The sequence below is a fragment of the Vibrio neptunius genome (assembly GCF_000967495.1).
Taxonomy (GTDB): domain Bacteria; phylum Pseudomonadota; class Gammaproteobacteria; order Enterobacterales; family Vibrionaceae; genus Vibrio; species Vibrio neptunius.
Genome location: NZ_JXXU01000051.1, coordinates 1 through 21,105 on the forward strand (window position 1 = coordinate 1; position 21,105 = coordinate 21,105).

General features: G+C 46.2%; 18 protein-coding genes. 7 read left to right on the forward strand and 11 right to left on the reverse strand.

From position 1 onward, the window contains the following. The coding region (locus TW84_RS18380) for a type 2 periplasmic-binding domain-containing protein (RefSeq protein ID WP_338061759.1) at nucleotides 1–774 on the forward strand (774 nt) is incomplete at its 5' end. A 53-nt stretch (nucleotides 775–827) separates the two neighbouring features. Here TW84_RS18380 and TW84_RS18385 read toward each other — a convergent pair. Then, nucleotides 828–1,826, reverse strand: coding sequence for a LacI family DNA-binding transcriptional regulator (locus tag TW84_RS18385; RefSeq protein ID WP_045977106.1), 999 nt, complete (start codon nucleotides 1,824–1,826; stop codon nucleotides 828–830). A 366-nt stretch (nucleotides 1,827–2,192) separates the two neighbouring features. On the opposite strand from TW84_RS18385, the gene TW84_RS18390 reads away from it, so the two are divergent. After that, nucleotides 2,193–3,764, forward strand: a complete 1,572-nt coding sequence (locus TW84_RS18390) for a glycoside hydrolase family 16 protein (RefSeq protein WP_045977084.1) — start codon at nucleotides 2,193–2,195, stop codon at nucleotides 3,762–3,764. Nucleotides 3,765–4,073: 309 nt separating this feature from the next. Then, complete coding sequence (locus tag TW84_RS18395; RefSeq protein ID WP_045977085.1) at nucleotides 4,074–5,387, forward strand: carbohydrate porin; 1,314 nt, start codon at nucleotides 4,074–4,076, stop codon at nucleotides 5,385–5,387. A gap of 206 nt (nucleotides 5,388–5,593) precedes the next feature. Here the strand turns inward: TW84_RS18395 and TW84_RS18400 are convergent, their stop codons facing one another. Next, nucleotides 5,594–6,478: a helix-turn-helix domain-containing protein gene (locus TW84_RS18400; RefSeq protein ID WP_045977086.1), complete on the reverse strand. Its 885-nt coding sequence runs from the start codon at nucleotides 6,476–6,478 to the stop codon at nucleotides 5,594–5,596. Between the two features lie 132 nt (nucleotides 6,479–6,610). Between TW84_RS18400 and TW84_RS18405 the strand changes: the two genes are divergently transcribed. Next, a complete protein-coding gene (locus TW84_RS18405; RefSeq protein ID WP_045977087.1) occupies nucleotides 6,611–9,190 on the forward strand; it encodes a glycoside hydrolase family 3 protein in 2,580 nt (859 codons plus the stop codon). Between the two features lie 153 nt (nucleotides 9,191–9,343). Here TW84_RS18405 and TW84_RS18410 read toward each other — a convergent pair whose 3' ends face one another. Beyond that, complete coding sequence (locus TW84_RS18410; RefSeq protein WP_045977088.1) at nucleotides 9,344–10,597, reverse strand: peptidoglycan DD-metalloendopeptidase family protein; 1,254 nt, start codon at nucleotides 10,595–10,597, stop codon at nucleotides 9,344–9,346. 89 nt (nucleotides 10,598–10,686) lie between these two features. After that, nucleotides 10,687–11,580: a helix-turn-helix domain-containing protein gene (locus TW84_RS18415; protein ID WP_045977089.1), complete on the reverse strand. Its 894-nt coding sequence runs from the start codon at nucleotides 11,578–11,580 to the stop codon at nucleotides 10,687–10,689. Nucleotides 11,581–11,770: 190 nt separating this feature from the next. Between TW84_RS18415 and TW84_RS18420 the strand changes: the two genes are divergently transcribed. Beyond that, complete coding sequence (locus TW84_RS18420; protein WP_045977090.1) at nucleotides 11,771–12,976, forward strand: sugar efflux transporter; 1,206 nt, start codon at nucleotides 11,771–11,773, stop codon at nucleotides 12,974–12,976. 31 nt (nucleotides 12,977–13,007) lie between these two features. Here TW84_RS18420 and TW84_RS18425 read toward each other — a convergent pair whose 3' ends face one another. The 6 genes from TW84_RS18425 to TW84_RS18450 are packed head-to-tail and all read right to left on the reverse strand — an operon-like array spanning nucleotide 13,008 to nucleotide 17,495. Next, nucleotides 13,008–13,790, reverse strand: coding sequence for a heme ABC transporter ATP-binding protein (locus TW84_RS18425; protein ID WP_045977091.1), 783 nt, complete (start codon nucleotides 13,788–13,790; stop codon nucleotides 13,008–13,010). Then, nucleotides 13,790–14,827 carry a FecCD family ABC transporter permease gene (locus TW84_RS18430; RefSeq protein ID WP_045977092.1) on the reverse strand — a complete coding sequence of 346 codons (1,038 nt, stop codon included), beginning with the start codon at nucleotides 14,825–14,827 and terminating at the stop codon, nucleotides 13,790–13,792. The genes TW84_RS18425 and TW84_RS18430 overlap by 1 nt, the downstream gene beginning before the upstream one ends. Before the next feature lie 10 nt (nucleotides 14,828–14,837). Next, the gene (locus TW84_RS18435; protein ID WP_045977093.1) at nucleotides 14,838–15,692 is read right to left on the reverse strand and encodes a heme/hemin ABC transporter substrate-binding protein; all 855 of its coding nucleotides are present in this window, start codon (nucleotides 15,690–15,692) and stop codon (nucleotides 14,838–14,840) included. 8 nt (nucleotides 15,693–15,700) lie between these two features. Beyond that, the gene (locus TW84_RS18440) at nucleotides 15,701–16,117 is read right to left on the reverse strand and encodes an ExbD/TolR family protein (protein ID WP_045977094.1); all 417 of its coding nucleotides are present in this window, start codon (nucleotides 16,115–16,117) and stop codon (nucleotides 15,701–15,703) included. Beyond that, entirely contained in the window at nucleotides 16,114–16,803 is a 690-nt protein-coding gene (locus TW84_RS18445; protein ID WP_045977095.1) for a MotA/TolQ/ExbB proton channel family protein, read from the reverse strand. The genes TW84_RS18440 and TW84_RS18445 overlap by 4 nt, the downstream gene beginning before the upstream one ends. Before the next feature lie 2 nt (nucleotides 16,804–16,805). Then, a complete protein-coding gene (locus TW84_RS18450) occupies nucleotides 16,806–17,495 on the reverse strand; it encodes an energy transducer TonB (protein WP_045977107.1) in 690 nt (229 codons plus the stop codon). A 484-nt stretch (nucleotides 17,496–17,979) separates the two neighbouring features. Between TW84_RS18450 and hutX the strand changes: the two genes are divergently transcribed. After that, nucleotides 17,980–18,483 carry a heme utilization cystosolic carrier protein HutX gene (gene hutX / locus TW84_RS18455; protein ID WP_045977096.1) on the forward strand — a complete coding sequence of 168 codons (504 nt, stop codon included), beginning with the start codon at nucleotides 17,980–17,982 and terminating at the stop codon, nucleotides 18,481–18,483. A gap of 80 nt (nucleotides 18,484–18,563) precedes the next feature. Continuing rightward, nucleotides 18,564–19,094, forward strand: a complete 531-nt coding sequence (hutZ, locus tag TW84_RS18460; protein ID WP_045977097.1) for a heme utilization protein HutZ — start codon at nucleotides 18,564–18,566, stop codon at nucleotides 19,092–19,094. Between the two features lie 227 nt (nucleotides 19,095–19,321). On the opposite strand, the gene malK is transcribed toward hutZ, so the two are convergent. Next, nucleotides 19,322–20,443, reverse strand: a complete 1,122-nt coding sequence (gene malK / locus TW84_RS18465; RefSeq protein ID WP_045977098.1) for a maltose/maltodextrin ABC transporter ATP-binding protein MalK — start codon at nucleotides 20,441–20,443, stop codon at nucleotides 19,322–19,324. Nucleotides 20,444–21,105 lie beyond the last annotated feature (662 nt).

A 21,105-nucleotide genomic window follows, 5' to 3' on the forward strand; every position in this document is an offset into this window, starting at 1 on the left:
TGGGAAAGCGTTCATATAAAAACCATGATCAAGTTTTGGAACGGGAATAAGACCGCTGTGAGACAGCGCTATGAATGGGAACTGATCAATCTTGTGCTATCCAAACGCCATGAGGACAAAGGGTTGGTTAATGACCAAACCGATTATCCAAATGCTGAAGACGAAGGCAGGGTGCTTGAACGTGGAGTAAGTGCCTTAATTACTGTCGCAGGAAACCGAAAGTTCGAAGGCCGCTCATTCATTGAAGTTAAAAAGCCATTGTGTTTCGGTTTGTTGGGTCGTCGATTATTGGTGGTCAAGAGCAATCGGCTAACAGAGTTTGCACGTCTTAATGAAGGTGCCCTTAAACAGATGAAGTTAGGTGTCCCCTCTACCTGGGTTGATGCGGAGCTTTTTCGTGCCAATAGCTATCATGTTATTGAACAGGGTAGCTTAAGGCAGATGTTGGGATGGATAAAAGAAGAGAAAGTAGACTACGTGACGTTAGGAGTCTCTGAAGCGCAGGATGTATTGAATGATTTCCCTGAATTTACTCAAGATTTAGCAATTGAACCCACTCTTCAGCTGAATTACCCGTTTCCTTTGGTTTTCTATGTCAATAAGCAGCAACCGACATTGGCTGATATGCTGTCAGAAGGCTTAGAGAGAATAAGACAAACGGGTGAACTTGAAGCACTTTATCAGCGCTATTTTGGTAAAGTGATTGAGCAATCTAACTTGCAGAACCGAACACAGATCCAATTGAATAACCCGTTTTTACCAGAAGGCTATTGAATACAGTCCGTTAAAGCGAGGCGTTGTGAGCGCATTGGACAGGCTTATTGCCTTTATTTAATCGTGTACACCGAGTCTCTCTCGACCATTTCAGGGTTGAGGATATGTTTGGCCTCGTGCGCTGATTCCTTGACCTTCGCCAATACGCATTTGGCAGCTTCTCGCCCCATTTCTTGTACGGGGAAGTTCACAGTCGTTAGCCGTGGTCTGATATGTGAGCTGTGATAGTCGTTATCAAAACCAACAATAGACAGGTCTTTACCAATTTTGATATTGCGTTCTGCGGCGACATCATAAACAGAAATTGCAATATTGTCGTTTTGACAGAAAATTGCCGTCAATTCAGGTGCTCTATCCATCAGGCGGCGGGCACGTTCGTGGTTACCATCATGATCAAAACGCCCCTCAATAACATAACTAGTGTTGTACTCAATGCCAAACTCAGCCAGTGCCATTCGATAGCCTTGCAGACGATCGCGGCTATCGCCTTTACTCAATTGCCCTGTAATACAGCCGACTTTTGTATGACCGCACTCAAGCAGATGTTTTGTTGCTATGTATCCACCTAGTTCGTTATCGATGTAGATACAGTTATCGGCAATATCTGGAATGTAACGATTTAAGATGATCGTCGCAGGATTCTGCCTAACCACATCGATAAGCTCATCGTCTGACAGCATATCGGAATGAAGAATAAAGCCATCGACACGTTTAGAGCGGAGAAAGTCAATCGACTCGCGTTCTTTCTGCAAAGATTCCTGGCCACTGGTAACGATGAGATGGTTGTTATTTGTTCTGACGGTATCTTCGGTATGATGCATCAATGGACCGTAAAAGGGGCCATCCAGCGATCCAACTAACATCCCAATACTGTTAGAGCGGCTGGAAGCGAGAGCTTGGGCAAAAGTATTGGGTTGATATCCTAGCTGCTCAATCGCTTCAAAGACTTTCTGACGATTGCTCTCTTTGACCGTAGGATGGCCGTTGATCGCGCGAGATACTGTTGACTGTGAGACTTTTGCCAACTCTGCTACTTCTTTAATTGTGATCAAGATACTTATCTCTGTATGAATGAAACTTTGACCAATACGCCCTGTGCGGAAACAAGTTTCAGCACGCTTTGTAAGCATGATGGTGTTTGCTAGGCGGTAATCGATTAGATGAAGCGTTAGTTTTACACCTCTAATGAGTCTTGTACTACGAAGTCTGAAAAGTATACCCAGTATCTGTGATGCAAATCCAAAGAAAGCGCTTTCTTTGTGAGTTGAGTCAAGTATTTTTAGCAGAAAAAATGAGTAATATCTGGCCTGATTTTTCATACCGCGTGAACTCTAAGTAAAACCTTTTTGTGGAGTAGGGGACATAAATCGGTCTTAAACAAGTGTTGCGTGCTTTTTAGCATTAACAAAGGACCCACAATGTTCAAAACTACTCATGCAAAGTCTCTTTTATTTTCTTTAGCTAGTGCCGTTGTGCTTTCGAGCTGCTCTAGTGCTGCGACCGCTCGTGTTCCCATATCATCTCAACATGGTGCACAGATCACCCCCAGTAGTGATTGGCAGTTAGTCTGGGAGGAGCAATTCGAAGGCAAAGCCATTAGCAAGCGCAACTGGTCATTTGAGGAGAATTGTTGGGGAGGCGGTAACAACGAACTTCAATGCTACACTGCTCGCTCAGATAATGCATTTGTCAGCGATGGTTATTTGCATATCGTTGCCAAGGAAGAAACCTATACCGGTTCCGCCGACCCCCAAGGTAATCTAGATGGGCCTTATCAAACTATGCCGTACACCAGTGCTCGATTGAGAACGTTGGGTAAGCGTGACTTTAAATACGGTCGTGTGGAAGTGCGAGCTAAACTGCCTGCTGGGCAAGGAACCTGGCCTGCCATATGGATGTTACCATCAGAAAACAAGTACGGAGCTTGGGCTGCATCAGGTGAAATAGATATTGTCGAGGCAGTGAATTTAAAAGCGCAATCTGATTCACCAAATGCAAAGGAAGGTGAATTAGAACGGCGTGTACACGGTACCCTTCATTACGGCTCAGAGTGGCCTAATAATGTAAGCAGTGGAGCCGCGTTTATACTACCCGATGGACTAAACCCTGCTGATGACTTTCATACTTATGCGATAGAGTGGGAAGAAGGTGAGATTCGTTGGTATGTCGATGATATTCACTATGCCACGCAAACCCACCATGGCTGGTACTCTCAGTACGTGCAAGATGGTAAGCGGGTTGACGCCCATAGTTTTGCGCCATTCAACGAGAAGTTCCACCTCATTTTGAACCTTGCCATTGGCGGTAGCTGGGCGGGACAAACTAATGAGACAGGCGTTGATGAAACTATCTTCCCTGTCACAATGCTGGTTGATTTTGTTAAAGTTTATCGCTGCTCTGTTGATCGCTGGAAAGGCAAAGGATGTAGTGTATCTGCAGAAGAAGCGATTTTGGTTGAGGGCCATCAAGCTCCGGGAATAATTGCACAAGATACAACTTATGCCGATGGTTCCGAGCTAGATGTCTTTGTCGATGAATTGCATCCGAGTTTGGCTTATGACAGTTATGATCCAAACAACGTGATAGAGCACCAATTGACCAAAGAAGCAGGAAGAGGGCAAGTACTGTCGATCATCAAATCTGGTGATGTTGGCAACCTTTATTTTCGCTCACCGGAAACCAATATCACACATTGGTTAGAGACTGGTGTGTTGACGTTTGATATCCAAGTTGATTTTATAGAGGCAGGCACAGAGCTCTTAGTGAAAGTGGATAGCGGCTGGCCATTGACTAGTGATATTACGGTTAAACTTGAGCAATCTAACCAGTGGCAGACGGTCGATATTGTTTTGTCTGAGTTAGTGGCTCGCGGCAATCGATATCAAGCTGGAAGCGCGGTTGATCCTACACGAGTCAACAATTTGCTTGTGTTTGAGCCTACTGGCCCTATGTCTTTCAAGATCGACAATATTAGGTGGCATAAGCGCTAATTATAAACATATGATACAAAAGCCATGCAGCCGCATGGCTTTTTGCATGTGCTCAATCTACAAGTATGCATAATTGTGATCAATATAGAAAGAAAGCGGTTTCTTTGTGATCTAAATGGCTTTTTGTGGTGGTTGAATTTCGATATTCTGAGTGACACAACAAGTGAAAACGCTCCATTGACCTATATTAGTCGCATATTTAGTGGCTGAACCCAGTTAGTGGCCCCCTACAGCGCTGAAACTTGTTTATTTTAAAAAAACAAAAGAAAGCGCTTTCTTTTTGCGTGCCCTACAAATAATGGAGTTACAATGAAACTATCAAAGCTTACCTTTGCGTGTTTAGCCATCTCTACTGGATTCACTTCTCTACCCACTTTTGCAGAACAATCAGATGGCTTTGAGTTCCACGGTTATTTCCGTGCTGGTGTGTTATTTAGCAAAAATGATGATTTTAAACGTTCAAAGTTTCCTGGCTCTAAAGAGAGGCTTGGTCGCCTTGGTCTTGAGTCAGACAATCATTTTGAGTTGGCACTGCAGAAGAACCTTGAAAACGAAGAAGGACAAAAAATCCGTATTAAAACCCGTGCCGGTGCCAACAATACCAAGTATTCGACAAACCAGTTGGGCGCGAACGCTGATGCAGCTAATAGCGAGATTGGCATGATTGAAACTTTTGCTGAGTTTGAAGGCGTTAGTGATACTGGTATTGTCTGGGGAGGAAAGCGCTTCTACGGTAAAGATAACTATATATTTATGACCGACTTCTTCTATACCGATATGTCTGGTACAGGTGTAGGTATCGAAGGTGTAGAGCTTGGAGGCAATAAATGGGACTTTGCTTATATAGCGAGTGATGACTCTGGCGATACAAATTTCTGGGGTGACAGTAACAATATTATGCATGCTTTGCACACAGGAGTAAGCTTAGGTAGCGTTGAGCTACATGCTATGCTCAAGTACCTGCCTGACAACATCATTGAAGAGAACAATGTCCAGAACCAATACACCAGCAATGGTATGGACCTCACTGCGATCTATCACGCTGATAGCGTATTTGGGCTCTCTGAAAAAGGCTTTACTAAATATATAGGTCAAGTAGGTAAAGGTTTGGGCTCTGGCCAATTACTGGGTGGTACACTCACCACTTACAATACTTACAAACCAGGCAACAATGCCACATCATGGAAAATTACCAGTAGTGGTTGTGGCACTTCTTGTGTTAAAGCGGCCAATAGTGGTGATGTTTCAGCTCGTGCATTGGTTTGGGGGGGATATTTCTTTGAGAACGGTGTGAGCGTATTCCACTCTATCCAAGGCCAATACAACGATATGGATGACGGTAGTACAGATAGCTGGGCATCAGCTATGCTTCGCCCTACCTTCCCAGTGAGTCAGAATTTCTTTATTGCTACGGAAGCGGGTTACCAGTACAACCATGCTGAAAGTGTATCTGATGTGACAACAACGAGTTATGACTACAAGTTTACGGTTGCACCAACCATCAACGTCAATACAGGTTTCGGTCCTGTGCCAGAGCTGCGCTTCTTAGCAACATATCTCGATGGTGATACACGTGATAAAGCCGATCTTATCGTCGGTATTCAAGCTGATATGTGGTGGTAAAGCACCTTTACGAACAGTCATACCTTGAGTCTGATGTTCTATCAGGCTTACCGTTTACCTAGCCTCATCATCCTCTTCAATATGGGCTGATGCAAAGGTGATGTTGCGATGGACGAGAAAGATTGGGGATGTCTTTCTCGTTTATGCTGCCGCTTATTTAAGCGGCCTTTTTCTTTTTGGGCAAACCGCTTATGAAAGGCCATACGTCACTCGCTATATTGATGCCTATTCTGGGTTCTATACTGCCTAGGAGTGATGTTGTAAGCGTGTTTAAAACACTTAGAAAAGTAGTTGCTATCACTAAATCCACTTTGTTCAGCCACGGATTGAATTGATTTTTTTTCGCCACTCAGCAGCAGTGTCTGGGCGAAATTTAGTTGCAGAGTTCTGACATACCTAGTGGGCGACGTGTTAAAGAATTGGCGAAACAGTCTTTCAAGTTGCCGCTTACTGATAAACGCATGCCTAGCGATTTGTTCACTCGATATCTCAATGGTGTGAAAATTTTGCTCTATGTATGCAATGGCGCGACCTAAAGCCAAGGTGGTAGTGGGTAGAGCGCTTTGCTGGTTTTGATAGATTCTTGCTAAGTGAACGATCAATTGCTGCATGGTTCCACTGATCATAATCTCAAAACCAGATTCTGCCCGCTCATATTCTTTCCTAATTTGTTCTAATAGACGGATGACCGTCGCTAGATCTGCGCCTGTTAGGGTCAGCTTAGCTTGGTAATCAGAGGTGAGACGTACGAACGGCTCAATCTTGAATAAAGCTTGGTAGCCAGCAAGACATCGCATTGTTGATGATTCAAAAAACGGATTGTTGGCATCAAACATTAGGTTGATAAGTTTTAACTGTTCAACATCTTGAAAGCCATGCTCAGTATCGCCATTGATAACAAATACATCGCCAGCTTGCAGCGGATACTGATGTGTGGCGACATTATGAACGCCCCTCCCACTAGTAACTAAGAAAAGCTCAGAAAAATCATGCGTATGCATCGCAAAGTCGCTTTTATGATCGCCATCGACATAGGCAAAGCCAAGATGAGGATGTTTTTGGTGAGTGGCAAGCTTGTATTTTTCAATCATGTCGCAAGATTACTTTTTATTGTCGCATTTTTCGTCTTTTTACGTAATAAAACAGTCTACTATGGTTCGTCTAGGGTGAAAACCACAGAGCAAGACAATGTGTGTCTTAATCTACTCGAATAGGAAGGTCTCATGCACAACGAACATAAATCGCTTCCATATTACTCCGACTGGCCACAACTGGTATCTGAAGTCGCTGTGGATCCGGCAATTGAATCTGCGATTGCATTAATCGTCCAACAGATGACACTAGAAGAGAAAATTGGTCAGATGATTCAGCCAGAAATTCGAGAAGTGACGATTGAAGAATTTAAGCAGTATAAGTTCGGTTCGATTCTCAATGGTGGAGGGGCATGGCCGAACGACAACAAACGCGCTTCGGCCCAAGAGTGGGCTGAGAAAGCAGATGAATTTTGGCACGCCACACAAGAGATGTTCGTTGATCGCCCTTTTACGATTCCTTTTGTTTGGGCGACGGACGCGGTTCATGGGCACAACAATGCTTTTGGAGCGACTGTCTTCCCTCACAATATTGGCTTGGGCTGCGCTCGTGATCCGGAGTTAATTAGACGCATTGGTCGTATTACTGCGTTAGAGATTGTTGCAACGGGTCTGGATTGGACATTTGCGCCAACGGTGGCGACACCTCGTGATTTACGTTGGGGGCGTGTTTACGAAGGCTATTCTGAAGATCCACAAATTACTTTTCAATACGCTAGAGAAATGGTCAAAGGCTTACAAGGAACACAAGATGAGTTAAAAGATCAAGCGCATGTCCTCTCGAACGTTAAGCACTGGGTAGGCGACGGTGGTACGAAAGCCGGGGTTGATCGGGGAGTAAACAACTACAGCGAAGATCATTTACGTAATATTCACGCTATGGGCTATTTCAGCGGCTTAGAAGCAGGTGCTCAGGTGGTGATGTCATCGTTCAATAGCTGGGCGAACAAGGCGAACTATGACCACAGCTCTGAACACGCAGAGTCGTACAACGACAAAGTTCATGGCAGTAAGTATTTAATTCATGATGTACTTAAGAAAAAGATGGGTTTTGACGGCTTGGTTGTCACTGACTGGCACGGTCATGCTGAGGTAAGTCTATGCAGTGACGGCAACGCAAACTATGCGATTAATGCGGGCAATGACGTGTTGATGGTGCCAATTCGTGAGCATTGGTTAGCGGTATATCACAACGCGTTGGAAGGGGTGAAAAAAGGGGAGATCCCACAGGCGCGCATCGACGATGCTGTGAGGCGAATTCTGCGCGTAAAAATGCGTGCGGGACTGTGGGACAAGCCAGCGCCGACGCAGCGTCAGTATGCGGGTCAGCAATCCGTGCTCGGTGCAATCTCACACCGAGAAACGGCGCGAGAAGCGGTCAGAAAGTCATTGGTGTTACTGAAAAACAAAGGGGATATATTGCCGCTTCATAGTTCCCAGAAGATATTGTTGACTGGCAGTGCGGCCAACGATATTCAAAAGCAAACGGGCGGATGGAACTTGACGTGGCAAGGAGATGAAAACAGCTTGGATGACTTTCCTGGGGCAACCACACTTAAAATGGCATTGGAGCAAGAGTTAGGGGCAGATAAGGTGACGTACGACCCTTATCTAAACTCAGACTATAAAGCGAGCGATATTGCGATAGTAGCGTTTGGTGAAGATCCTTATGCAGAAATGATGGGTGATATCAAAGCGTGGCAAAGTTTGGACTTCGCGACCTTGAAGCGCAGCTATGCTCAAGACTGTCGGTGGATTGATAAGCTCCATCACGCTGGCGTGAAAGTCATTAGTGTCTTTTTTAGTGGAAGACCGCTTTATGTCAATGAGCAAATCGCTCGGTCAGATGCCTTTGTCGCGGCCTTCCTGCCGGGTAGCGAAGGGAAAGGGATAACCGACATACTGGTGGGCGATAGCACGGGTCAGCCAAGGGGCGACTTTTGTGGCAAGCTTTCTTTCAGTTGGCCGAATACAAAACGTAGCACAGCGGTGAATGTGACCCCCTCTCATATACCTGACTATGTTGTGCCAGAAATCGAGCAGCCGCCTCATGGCGAACATACGCCGTTGTTCGAGTACGGCTATGGGTTAAGCTACAGTAACCAAACACGCAGTAAAGACCTCGACAACCTTGTGTTCGATACCGAAACCGAGTCTGAAGCCAACACGGCGATGCAGGCTCAGCATATGTATGGCATTCAAGCATCTGTGGGAGACTACCTGCTCAAAATAGCCGACATTAAGCATTGGATGGGGGCCGATGTGTCACGCAATAATACAGTGTCGTTAAGTCATATCAACAGTAAACCCTACAATTATCAGCAGCAGCAAGATGCCGTTGAACTTACCATTCAATCTCCGGGAGGTATGGCTTACATTCAGCCAGCCAGCGATCAAGCTGAAGACTTATCTCATTTTAGAGGTAACGGTGTCGTCAGGTTTGAAGTAAAAAGAGTGAAGCACTCCAATGCTCGCATTCACCTTAGCTTACAAAAATCGTTAGGAGAAACGATCAGACCACACGGGCTTTATGTCGATTTGACGGAAGCTTTTAACATCCCTGTGGGTGAATTTACACAAGTTATTGTTCCTTGTTCTGATTTAGTCAATGATGAGGATGAATTAAGCTGTGTTGATACGCCATTCCTGCTCTCTATAGAGGGCGAAGCACAGTTTGTGATTGCTAACATTTGTTGGGATATTATCGAATAGCTCACCGAGCATAGTTGGTCGGCATTACGGGGTTATGCCTGAGAGTGAGCGCCTATTAAGAAGAACTAAGCTAACCTAGTCTAGTTCATCAATGTCCTGACGCTTGTAATGAGAATGAGTGGTCCCTAATTGCCAACGTTGCTGAATCGAATGTTATGCGTCTGTCGTGACGAGTTCATTCTTCGCAGCTACTTTGTCATCAAATCTGGCCATTCTAACCGTAAACGCTTGGGACATACTCTTCGGAATGGAGGTCGCAAGAGGCAGGTTGGCTTTCATTGGATCGACCGCTTTGTTTCGCACCAACACTTCGAAATGAAGGTGTGGCCCTGTCAGGCGTCCTGTTGCGCCAGAGAGTGCAATTTTCTGGCCTCGCTTAACGTGTTGCCCTTTCTTAACAAGAAAGCGGCTAAGGTGAAGGTAGCGTGTTTTATAAACGCTGTTGTGCTCTATAACCAGATACTTACCTGCATAGGGGTGATTTCTGATCGCAATCACTTTACCGTCGCCCGTCGAATAGATAGGTGTTCCGACTGGCGTTGCGAAATCGGTGCCGTTGTGGGGAGAGATTCGGCCCGTAACGGGATGTTTTCTTTTTGGGTTAAAAGGTGAGGTGATTCTTCGATAGGCGCGTGTAACTGGGAATCGGTCAAAGGCCTGCTCTAGGCTATTGCCTTGCCTGTCATAGAAGCGGCCATCTGGTGCTAGAAACGCAGCGACCTCTTTGCCTCTTATTGTCAATGAGATGCCTTCAATTTCGGTATTGCCGGTTTTATGTGTCGCCAAATACTGTTCATTGACCAGAATGTTAAAGGAGTCGCCAGCGCGCAGATCGCGCGCGAAGTTGACTTTATCTCTCAAGACGCGAGTCATGTTAGCGATCTGTGTGGTTGTTAAGCCTAGTTTGTGAGCTGTCAGCGAGAAACTGCCCTTAATGTTGCCGGAATAGAGCTTTGAACGCCACTGTCCGGGTTGTTCTTCAAAGCGGTAGCTGAATTGCCCGCTGGTCTCTTTTTCATAAATGGCTTGCTCAACCAGACTTTGGTGGAAAATGAGTGACTTTAGTTGTCGAGAATCTGCGTCTATGACAAATTCCAGATGGTCGCCGGGCTTTATCGTATCGAGCTTGAGCGAAGTAAGGTCAGCCTCCAGTACCTTCTGCAAGGTATGATAAGGGAGGTTCCAGGATGAGAAGATCGAGCTCAACGTATCGCCGACTTTCACTATGTAGTGCACCTTTATGGGATGATTGGGTGGGGGGATCGCCCCCGGCAGTGAATGATAAGAGACTGTCGTTACCGGGGTCGGGGTTGATTGGGCTTTTTCGTTGTGCTCAATTTCAATCAGTGCAGCGATGGAGAAACAGGTGAGAGCAATCAAGATCAGCAATGAGCGGTTCAATGGCATGGTGCGTTCGGCATTATGGTTGTATTAAAATGTTATAACATAACATTTGGTGGGTTTGTAGTGTTGACATCTATGATGTCCAAGCCGGACTAGTATGGTTTAAATTGCCTACGAAACGCTGAAGGCGTGATGTTTTTCATTGCTTTGAATTGACGGTTAAAGTTAGACAGGTTGTGAAACCCTGCCAGTTCTGCGACGAGTGCGATTGGCTTGTCTGAGCTTGCCAGTTGTTCACAGGCTTTGCCGATACGATATTGTTTGAGGTGTTGTGAAAAGCTCACACCATAGTGTTTTTCGTACATGCGATAGATGGCGCTTTCGCTCATATGGAGAAGCTGACACAAGTTATCTATTTTGAGCGGCTGATGGTAATGCTGTTCTATGTACTTCCGAGCTTCTTCAATTCGCAAGTACGACTCTTTGTCGTCTTTAAATTGATGTAAGTAATACGGAGACGCGGATAACCTGCGCCTTGTGCTGTCATCGGTGAGCAAAAGTATTATCTCGACAATGCGCAATGCTTGGCGTTGAGGGTTTAGATCATCAAAGCTCTCGACCAGATCACGGACATTCTGGGCGACTGGTTGACTGAACTCGACGCCATAGGCAGAGTCAGTTAACAATCGCTGTAACTGGCGAGCTTCTGGGATCAGTTCTTGTATCTGCTCAAGCCATTGATGTTTCAACCATATAACGATCGTATGGTGGGACTTTTCTCCTTCTCCGGATAAACGTCCTGTCAACATATGGGGTAACCCAGGGCCGTACAAAAACATCGACAGATTTTGAATTTTTCCAATGCCATCGCCAGCAAAGTAATTGCCTTCGAAGACTTGATCAGGGTCGAGATAAATCACCAGTTCGTATTCAGCATGATAGTGCCATGGGCAGGCGTATTCCTGCTTTGGAACTGGGCAGTGAAAGTGTTTTATCAACCAGTTGAAGCTGGCTTGGTGAGTGATATTTTCGATAAACGGTTTCAATGTAACGTCCTTTACTGAGGCGATACTAGGCTAAATAGACTAGGCGAAAGCTGTCAATGAAAATGCAGTTCTTGAAGGCAAAGTATTAGATATAGGTCGAATACCATTAATTTGGCGGTTATTGATTGATTAGACTTAAGCGAATCAAACCTCGGTATTGTTTCGTCTATTTGCTACAAAGAGCAGGCACATGTTTAAAGATAAAATCGCGATGTTATTCATTGTTACCGCTTTCATCTCCGGCTTATGCGGAGCATTTTTTTACCCTCTTTCCAGTTTGTTTATGGTTGAAGCCATAGGGGCGTCTCCCATGATGTTGTCAGTTTACATGGTGGTGGCCGTGGTCAGTTCTGTGATGGTTTCGCAGATGATCGCTCGTTATTCTGATCAAGGTTGGCAGAGAAAAAGAATACTGATGGTTTCTTTGGGCTGCTACCTAGTGACCGTGGTGAGTTTTATTTTTATTCGCGAGTTCTGGTTGGCGATCCTGGTGGTGACCTTGTTTGGGAGTGTTAGCGGGGCTGCCTTTGGTCAGTTGTTTGCCCTTGGAAGAGAGTACGGCGATAGTCAATTCGAAGACAGCACGAGCTTTTTATCTATTATGAGAGCGGGTATTGCTATTGCATGGGTGTTCGGTCCTCCGATCGCCTTTGTCCTCAAAGCACAGTTCGGATTCAGTGCGTCTTTCATGACTTCCGCCGTCATAGTGAGCGTGGCGATTGCGGTAATTGGTTTTTACCTGCCAGGGAGTGCGGTGAAGCCTCTAAAGGAACAAAACGAAACGCCGGCGCAGGGTTCTTCGTTAAACTTAATGATCGTTATCTATGCTGGTGTCCTTGTATGTGCTTTTACTGCTAACAACCTGTATATCGTTAGTATGCCTTTGTACCTATCACAAGAGCTCAGCGTAGACGCCAATTGGCTGGGGGTCTTGTTCGGTGTTGCCGCACTGTGTGAGATCCCCATTATGCTCTACGCTGGGAAGTTGGCTGCCAGGTATAGCGCTGTGCGAGTGATCTGTGTTGGCTTGATGAGTGGTTGTGTGTTTTTTCTGATCATGCTGACGGCGGCAGATAAAATGACGTTGATCGTCGCCCAGATATTCAATGGTGTCTTCATTGGCACTTGCGCTACATTGGGAATGGTTGTGTTACAAAACATGATGCGTGACAGGTTAGGAACGGCATCGACGCTGTTCTCCAACTTACTCAATGTGAGTATGTTGATTGCTAGCCTAGCCGTTGGTGTGGTGGGTGAGCTTTACAGTTATTACAGCGCTCTCTATGTTTGTTTATGCGCTGTGTCCTCTGCTTTGTTGTTGCTGATGCTGTTTTCGTCCAAGGTCAAAAGTGCTGTGATGCAGAGACTCAACTCACAACATCGTGTAGGGGTGTGATGAAAAAGGAGCGCGGTTGCGCTCCTCTATGCTATGCGGCGGGATAGACCATGGGGAAGTCCATCGTCGGATGTTTGTTGATGATCGAGGCGTAACCATACACCGACGCTATCATTTCTGGTGTCAGCGCTTGCCATGGTGGCGCGTCACAGACCACATCACCGTTGTGCAGCACGACTAGGCGATCGGAGTACTGCGCTGCCAGATTAAGATCATGCAACACAATCACGACCGCCGTGTTGTGCTGATCCGCTAATTGGCGCGCAATCTTTAAAGTATTGTGTTGATGTGCCAAGTCGAGTGCGGACGTCGGTTCATCGAGCATTAGGATTTTATTATCACCTGAATGGGCTAACTGAACCAGTACACGAGCCAGATGCAAGCGCTGTTTTTCTCCTCCAGATAAAGAAGGGTAGAGCCGTTGAGCTAGATGTTCGACATCGGTCATCTTCATGCAAGCTTTGGCAAGTGTTTGCGTCTCTTTATTGGCCAAATTAAGCGGTATCGCGCCGAGTTCGACGACCTCATGTGCCAAAAATGGAAAGCTCAATGTGCTGTGTTGAGGAAGCATACCTAGGTGCTTCGCCAAGGTGCTTGCTGCCCATTTTTCCTTATGTTGACCAAAGTAGTGAATTTCATTATTTGACGGGATTTCACCACAAAGCAATTTGAGCAACGTGCTTTTTCCAGCGCCATTGGGGCCCAATAAGGCCGTGACTTCCCCTGATTTGATCTCGATATCAATCTTGTCTAGAACCTGACGCTGACCAAAGCTGATCGAGATGTTCTTTGCGGATAGTACAACTTCACCCATTACAAAATCTTGCCTTTTTGTTTAAACAACAGATAGATAAAGAACGGCGCACCAATAATGGCGGTGACGATACCTACGGGGAGTTCTGCAGGCGCGAAAGCGACTCGAGAGAACATATCAGCGCAGGTAAGCAACAGCGCGCCCATTAGAGCAGAGATGGGCAGTAAACTGCGGTGGTCTGGTCCAGAAAGCATCCTTCCCAAATGAGGGATCACCAAGCCTATAAAGCCGATCATCCCTGACACACTGACGGTGACTCCGACGCCTACGGCCGTCAGCAATATCAATTGACGCTTGAGCTTTTGTACAGGGACACCAAGATGATTCGCTTCGGCTTCGCCAAGCAGCAATGCGTTGAGTGGCATCGCTTTACGCATAAACACTACCAGCAGAATCAGTAAGGTTACAGCACAAAGAGCAATGCTGGTCCAGTTTGCTCCTGCCAGAGAGCCCATTTGCCACAAGGATAGATCACGCAACATTTGGTCATTGGCGACGAAGCTCATAAAGCCGATGCCCGCACCGGAGAGGGCACTAATTGCGACACCTGCGAGCAGCATGATGGTCACAGAAGTGCCCATTTTGCTGGTCCCCAGTCGGTAGACCATGATGGTCGTCAGGGCTCCACCGAAAAAAGCAAACAGAGGCACGGCTGCGAAGTTCATCAGCTGTGGGTAGTCAAGGCTGAACGTGGCAAACATGACGAAAGCAAACGCAGCGCCGAGTGATGCGCCCGCAGAGACACCAATAATGCCCGGTTCAGCCAATGGATTGCGAAACAGGCCCTGCATGACAGTGCCACAAATCGCTAGTATTGCCCCGACTAACATACAGAGAACGGTTCGAGGGAAGCGAATCTCGTGGATAACCATATTGATGTGCGGTGCAAGCTGATTGGAACGTAAGATAAGGCTGTAGACGCTGTCCATAAAGCTAATCTTCATTGGGCCAACGGTTACCGATGCCAGTGCTGTCAGCGTTAGAACAGAGCCAAACAGCAAAAGCGTTGCAGATAAAGGGGTACGACGTAACAACATAAGCGGATTACTATTCCACACCAGCGAGAATGTGACTGATACGTTCAGCTTCAGAAAGACTCTTCAAACCAAGGCCGCCGACCAACGCATGGCCGTCAACTTTGATAATGTTTTTTGATTGCCCTGCAGGTGTGGCGGCCAAGAGTGGCATCTTGGCCAGAATGGCGTCGGCACCCCCCATCTTCTCATAACTCCGGCCACTGACGAGAATGACATCAGGTTGCATCTCAACCATGGCTTCGGTTGAGAGAGGTTTATAAGAATCCAACTTACCAGCTGCTGGGTTAATGCCTCCGGCTAGCTCAATGATCGCGTTGGGGGTTGTGCTTGCCCCTGCGACGTTGGCTGAGCGTCCTTCATGGAGCAGCAGAAACAGAACTTTTTTGGCTTGCTTGGTCTTCGCTTTATTTTTCTCAAGGCTTGAGATCTGCTGGTTGACCTCTGCTTTCAGTGCTTGGGCGTTTTTCTGGCTATCGGTTAGAGCCGCAATTTCATCAATACGTGCCAGTAAGCCTTCAGGGGTTGGTAAGGTATTGACGATATCGACTTCAACACCAGCGGTTCTTAGTTGATTCAGACTGGTTTCTGGCCCCATTTCATCTGAACCAATCAAGCGTGTTGGGTTAAGTGCCATCAAGCCCTCGGGCGATAAACGGCGATGATACCCAATCTTTGGCAGAACAAGCTCTTGTGGCAGTTCGCTGGTGACATCAACAGCAATCAGTTGGTTTTGTTGCTCCAAAGCAAGAATAAGTTCTGTCACCGCGCTACCCGCGCTGATAATACGTTCATTGGCGATGGCGCTAGCCGCAATCGCAGAAAGAGAAAGGGCGACCAATCCGTGGATCAATTTTTTGTTAAGCATAATAGACTCTATTTTATCGACTCTTCTGTAAGTAACTGTGTGGCCTGAATACCATTTTCTTGTAAAAAAGCGAGCAGCTTGACGAGGTGTTGCACGTCAGCGGTTTTTTCTGCGCCAATCACTATCGGTTGGTTATTTGATTTGTGCTGTTCGAGTAGCGCGAGCGTGAAGTTCTCCCAGTCAATGTATTCTTTGCCATTGATTGCCCAGTAAGGTTCATGGTTGATAATATTGACGGTGATCGATTTGTTATCCACCTCTGAAACGGCTTGCGAGTCGGTGACTGGCAAGTCGACTTCGAGCGAGTCTAGCTTGACGGCCGCGGTGAGCATTAGGAACACCATGACGATGAAAATAATATCCAGTAGAGGAGTGAGATCGGGGGTAAGACCGAAGTCACTCTTCTGTTGTGATACTTTAATCATGACGACGCCTCGGTAACGGGTATAGAAGTTTGTTGAGAAACGCGAGGAGAAACGTGTTGCAGACTGATACCTTCCAACCACAAGTTAACGTAATTGAGGGTGTGTTCTAGTTTGGCCATCACTTTATCAGCCCACAGGCTAAGCAATTGAGCCCCGGCGATAGCTGGTAAGGCAATCAGTAGGCCAGCAGCAGTGGTACGCATAGCTAAACCTAGGCCGTCAGCAAGATCATTGGGCGTAATATTACCCGTTGATGCAGCTACGCCCTTAAACATGTCAATCAGGCCAAGTACTGTTCCCAGCAGACCAATCAATGGGCTGATCACTCCGATGAGTGTTAGCAAGCGCAGACCGGAATTAAGTTGATGACGCTTTTCCTGAAGCCACATGCCTGCCGCATCTTCACGCAAAACTTTGGAAAATGAATGGTGAGCTAACAGCATTGCCACACCTTTGTAGAGAAGCGGGCGACGCGGAGAAAGCGTCTCGGCTAGGGCCTCTAGTTGCTGTTTGTCGCTAGGGGAGATTTGGTTGAGTTGATGGCGAATGGCGCGTTTACCTACGCCAAGACTGATCATGACTTGAAACAAACGCTCGGTGATGATCATAACGGTCAATGCTGAACAAATGATCAGTGGCCAAGTCATTAAGCCAAGCTGCTGTTGTAATTGATGTAGTTGTTCCATGGTTAATCCAATTTGAAACGGACAGGTAGTCTGACTCGATAAGCCATTTTTTGACCGTTAACGATGTTTGGGGAAAATTCCCATTGTTTAATGGCTTTCAGAGCAGAGTTATCCAAAATAGTGGCTCCGGAAGAAGAAATAAGGACTTGTTTTACCTGATTGCCATTCTCATCCAGCCAGACTTCGTACATAGCGACCCCCTCTATGTGGCGTTTTTGTGCCAATCGAGGATATGAAGGACGAGAAGGTGGTGAGCGAAAACTTGGCTTCTTGATTAAAACGGGCTCGCGACTCGCGCCCTGATTGACTTCAGCGGGTTTGGACGTTTTTGCTTTCTCCTGCTGGTCTTTAACATCAGGTTCTTTATCAATGGTTTTTTGTTCAGGTTTCTCAACGTTCTGAGCGACCTGTTTCTCAACCATTTTTTTCTGCTTAGGCGCTGGCTTTTTTACCACCGGCTTCTCTTTTACCGGTGGTGATTCTTTCACTGGCTTTGAAGGTTTAGGGTCTGGTAAAGGTTGAGTAACGGCTGGTGGTTGCGGAGTGGATACAGCTCTGAAATTAAGCGTGACCGAGGAAGACTGAGCACCAGCAGGCATCGCATAAAGCTTTGGTTCATCAGCGACAAAGAGAACAGCGGTATGAAGAGCGAGTGAAACGCCTCCTGCTATCGCATATCTTTTTAGGTTCACTACCAGCCTCACGAATGAATAATTTTTACAACACGGAGTGAGATTATTACTTACAATCGAAATAAGATCAATTATCAATTGCATTATCATTTCGCCCATTTTATGATCGTCGCCATTGATGGATCATTTATCGTCAGCCCTTATATCAAAAGCGTTGAGAGATGTTATGTGATGTTGGTAATTGATAAATTTGTTCAATCAATTTGGGCAAAGGATAGGCCACTAACAATGACATCAGACAGGGCCTCGAGGTATGAACTGGCATCAAAATGACCGCCAAGCAACATGTATTGGACGCGTTTGTCTATGTCCCAAGCGGCGTTTAAACAAAGTGAAGTTAGCCGCTATCAACTACTTTTACTAACAGGTCACGTTATGTTTGGTTGGCAGTTGACGCCATTTGAAGTTTGGCAGAAAGACCATGTGCAAAAACTCATTCTGAAGCAATCGCGTCACACAAAGTGACACTCTAAGTGGAATTATTATGGAAGCATTAAAACAACAAGTCGCTCAACTGATCGAGCAAGAACCCACACTTCTCCCAGCTGCAATTGCAGAGCGTCTAGACGTTTCTGAATTTGAAGCGGTAGCGGCTCTGCCAGAAGAGATGATCGCTTTGGCTCCGGGAGAGCAGGCACAGTCTTTCTTGGAAAACCTGGTTGGTTTTGGCCCAGTGACCACCATAATGCATTCATTTGGTTCTATCTTCGAAGTGAAAGCGCCATTCCCGAAAGGCAAATTGGCCCGAGGTTATTACAACTTGATGGGTAAAGAAGGTGAACTCCATGGTCACCTTAAGTTAGACAATGTGAAAAATATCGCTTTGGTTAGCAAGCCCTTCATGGGGCGTGAAAGCCACTACTTTGGCTTCTTCTGTGAACAAGGCAATAACATTTTTAAGATTTACCTTGGCCGTAATGAAAAGCGTGAGCTGATCGCCGAACAGGTAGAAACATTCAAGCAGTGGCAGCAAGAGCTACGCAAATAAATAGGAGCACCGGCATGAAAGATTGTGTCGGATGCCAAGATGATTAGAAATAAAACGTATTGAAAATTCAGGAGTTCACAATGGATCCACAAGTAAAACAAGAGCGTCTTCAAGGTCGTCTTGGTCCAGAAATCAAAGAGTTTCGTCAAGAGCGTCGCACGCTTCAACTCGCCACCGTTGATGCAGATGGTCAACCAAACGTGAGCTACGCGCCATTTGTTCAAAACCAAGAGGGTTACTTCGTATTGATTTCTGAAATTGCGCGTCACGCTCGCAACCTGCAAGTCAATCCTAATGTCTCTATTATGATGATTGAAGACGAAGACACGTCAAAGCAGCTATTTGCACGTAAGCGACTGACGTTCGACGCGGTCGCGACAGTCGTGGAGCGTGAATCAGAGCAGTGGCAGCAGGTGGTAAGTCAGATGAAAGACCGCTTTGGTGAAATCATTGATGGCCTGAGCCAACTACAAGATTTTGTTCTTTTCAACCTCAAAGCGGAAAAGGGTCTGTTTGTAAAAGGCTTTGGTCAGGCTTATCAGGTATCGGGTGATGATCTGGTTGATTTTGTCCACCTTGAAGAAGGCCATAAGCAGGTTGAAAGCGCTTAATTTGGGTCGCAAACGAGCCGAGAGGGAGCCACATTGGCTCCCTTTATTGTATCTGCACCAATTTGTTAGCCAATGCTATGCCTATACTCGCTTGTTAGACCAACCGAGTTCACTAAGTCTTTGAAGCAGGATTGGTGAGCAAAAGTTATCCAATGCCCAAATAGTATCAAGTAATGGAAATAAAAACGCCCGGCATTAAGCCGAGCGTAGTTATAATCGCTTGTCGATTACTCTTCGAAATCGACTCCTGCCTCTTTGTATAAGCGACGGCAAGCCATGCCGTCACTGTGGAATAAGTGACAACGGTGTGCTGGAATACCTACCATTAGTTTATCGCCAGCTTCGACTGCAAGTGTATCCGGTTGGCGATAGATCATATCGGCATCCGCCGCGTCAATGTGCATGTAAACCTGAGTCTCGTTGCCTAGCTTTTCAACGATATTGATTTCACCTTCGATAGCAGCATCCCCTTGATCGGCGGGAAGCAAGTGCTCAGGGCGAACCCCCAATGACATGCGCTCGCCTCGGGTCACCGTACGGCCATCGACTGGAATCCAAAAAGCGGTACCGTTGGCGAGTTGAACCATGACGCGCTCGTCTTCTACGGCTTCGATAAAGACACTCATAAAGTTCATTTTAGGTGAGCCGATAAAACCCGCCACAAAGCGGTTTTGTGGGTAATGATAAAGCTCAAGTGGTTTACCAACCTGCGCCACATAGCCTGCATCTAACACGACGATCTTGTCGGCCATGGTCATCGCTTCTACCTGATCGTGAGTCACGTAAATCATGGTGCAACCGAGTTTACGCTGAAGCTTAGTGATTTCAGAACGCATCTGAACACGTAAGGCCGCATCTAGGTTTGACAGTGGCTCGTCCAGCAGGAAAACATTCGGTTGCGATACGAGAGTACGCCCGATCGCTACACGCTGACGTTGTCCACCTGAAAGGGCTTTGGGTTGACGATCCAACAGGTGACTAAGTTGAAGAATATCCGCAGCGTGTTCAACACGCTTGTCGATTTCACCCTTATCGGCTTTAGCCAGCTTAAGTCCAAACGACATGTTGTCGTACAGGTTTAGGTGTGGGTACAACGCATAAGATTGGAAAACCATACCGACGCCGCGCTGAGAAGGCTCAACATCGTTCATGCGTTCTTTACCGATATAAAGGTCACCTGAAGTAATATCTTCTAGACCAGCAATACAACGTAGCAAGGTTGATTTACCACAGCCTGATGGACCGACGAAGACAACAAACTCGCCTTCGTGAATGTCCAGATCGACGTTCTTTGAAATTAAAACGTCTCCATAAGCTTTACATACATTTTTTAACGTGACACTCGCCATCTAGCTCGCCCTCGATCAATATTTTTATTTTACTGCCCATCATTATATGAATTATTGCGCGAGCAGTAAGAGTAGGAATTCGGTAAGGTGAATTGAAGTGTAAGAAAATAAGGGTGATGGATTCAATCGCATCACCCGTCAAAGCCAAAAAAAAGTTCGCTTCCCCCGTATGAAAGTAACTGTCTCCCCCGTTGAATCCAAACTGGTAATGACACCAGAATCACTAAGAACATCTACTTCATAACAGCGAACCCCGCGGCATTGCAAACCAGCTTCAGTTAATGACTGAACACACTGGAAAGGGTTCTTACCATCCACTCTTGGATGACTATAGTTTGGCTTTATTGCATGGTGACTACATCCTCCTGATGGTTTTTTTTAAAGGGGTAGTAGACGGGGAGTAGGGAGAGGAGCGCTCACTGCACGGAGTTAGATCGAGTTCAAAGAAATCTGGGGCCTGATGGTGAAGCCGATCACGTTAAGCATCATTTTTGTGATTTTCGTCGCCTAGGGTGACAGATGATGATCACGAAAATAGGCCATAATACCGAGGGCGTAGGGAGTAGGAGGATGAGCTAATTGACAGTTTAGCTAAAAATGTATGTCGAAATACGGTGAAACCTCCCAGCGGTGGAGCCCTACAATACAAATATAAAAAGGAT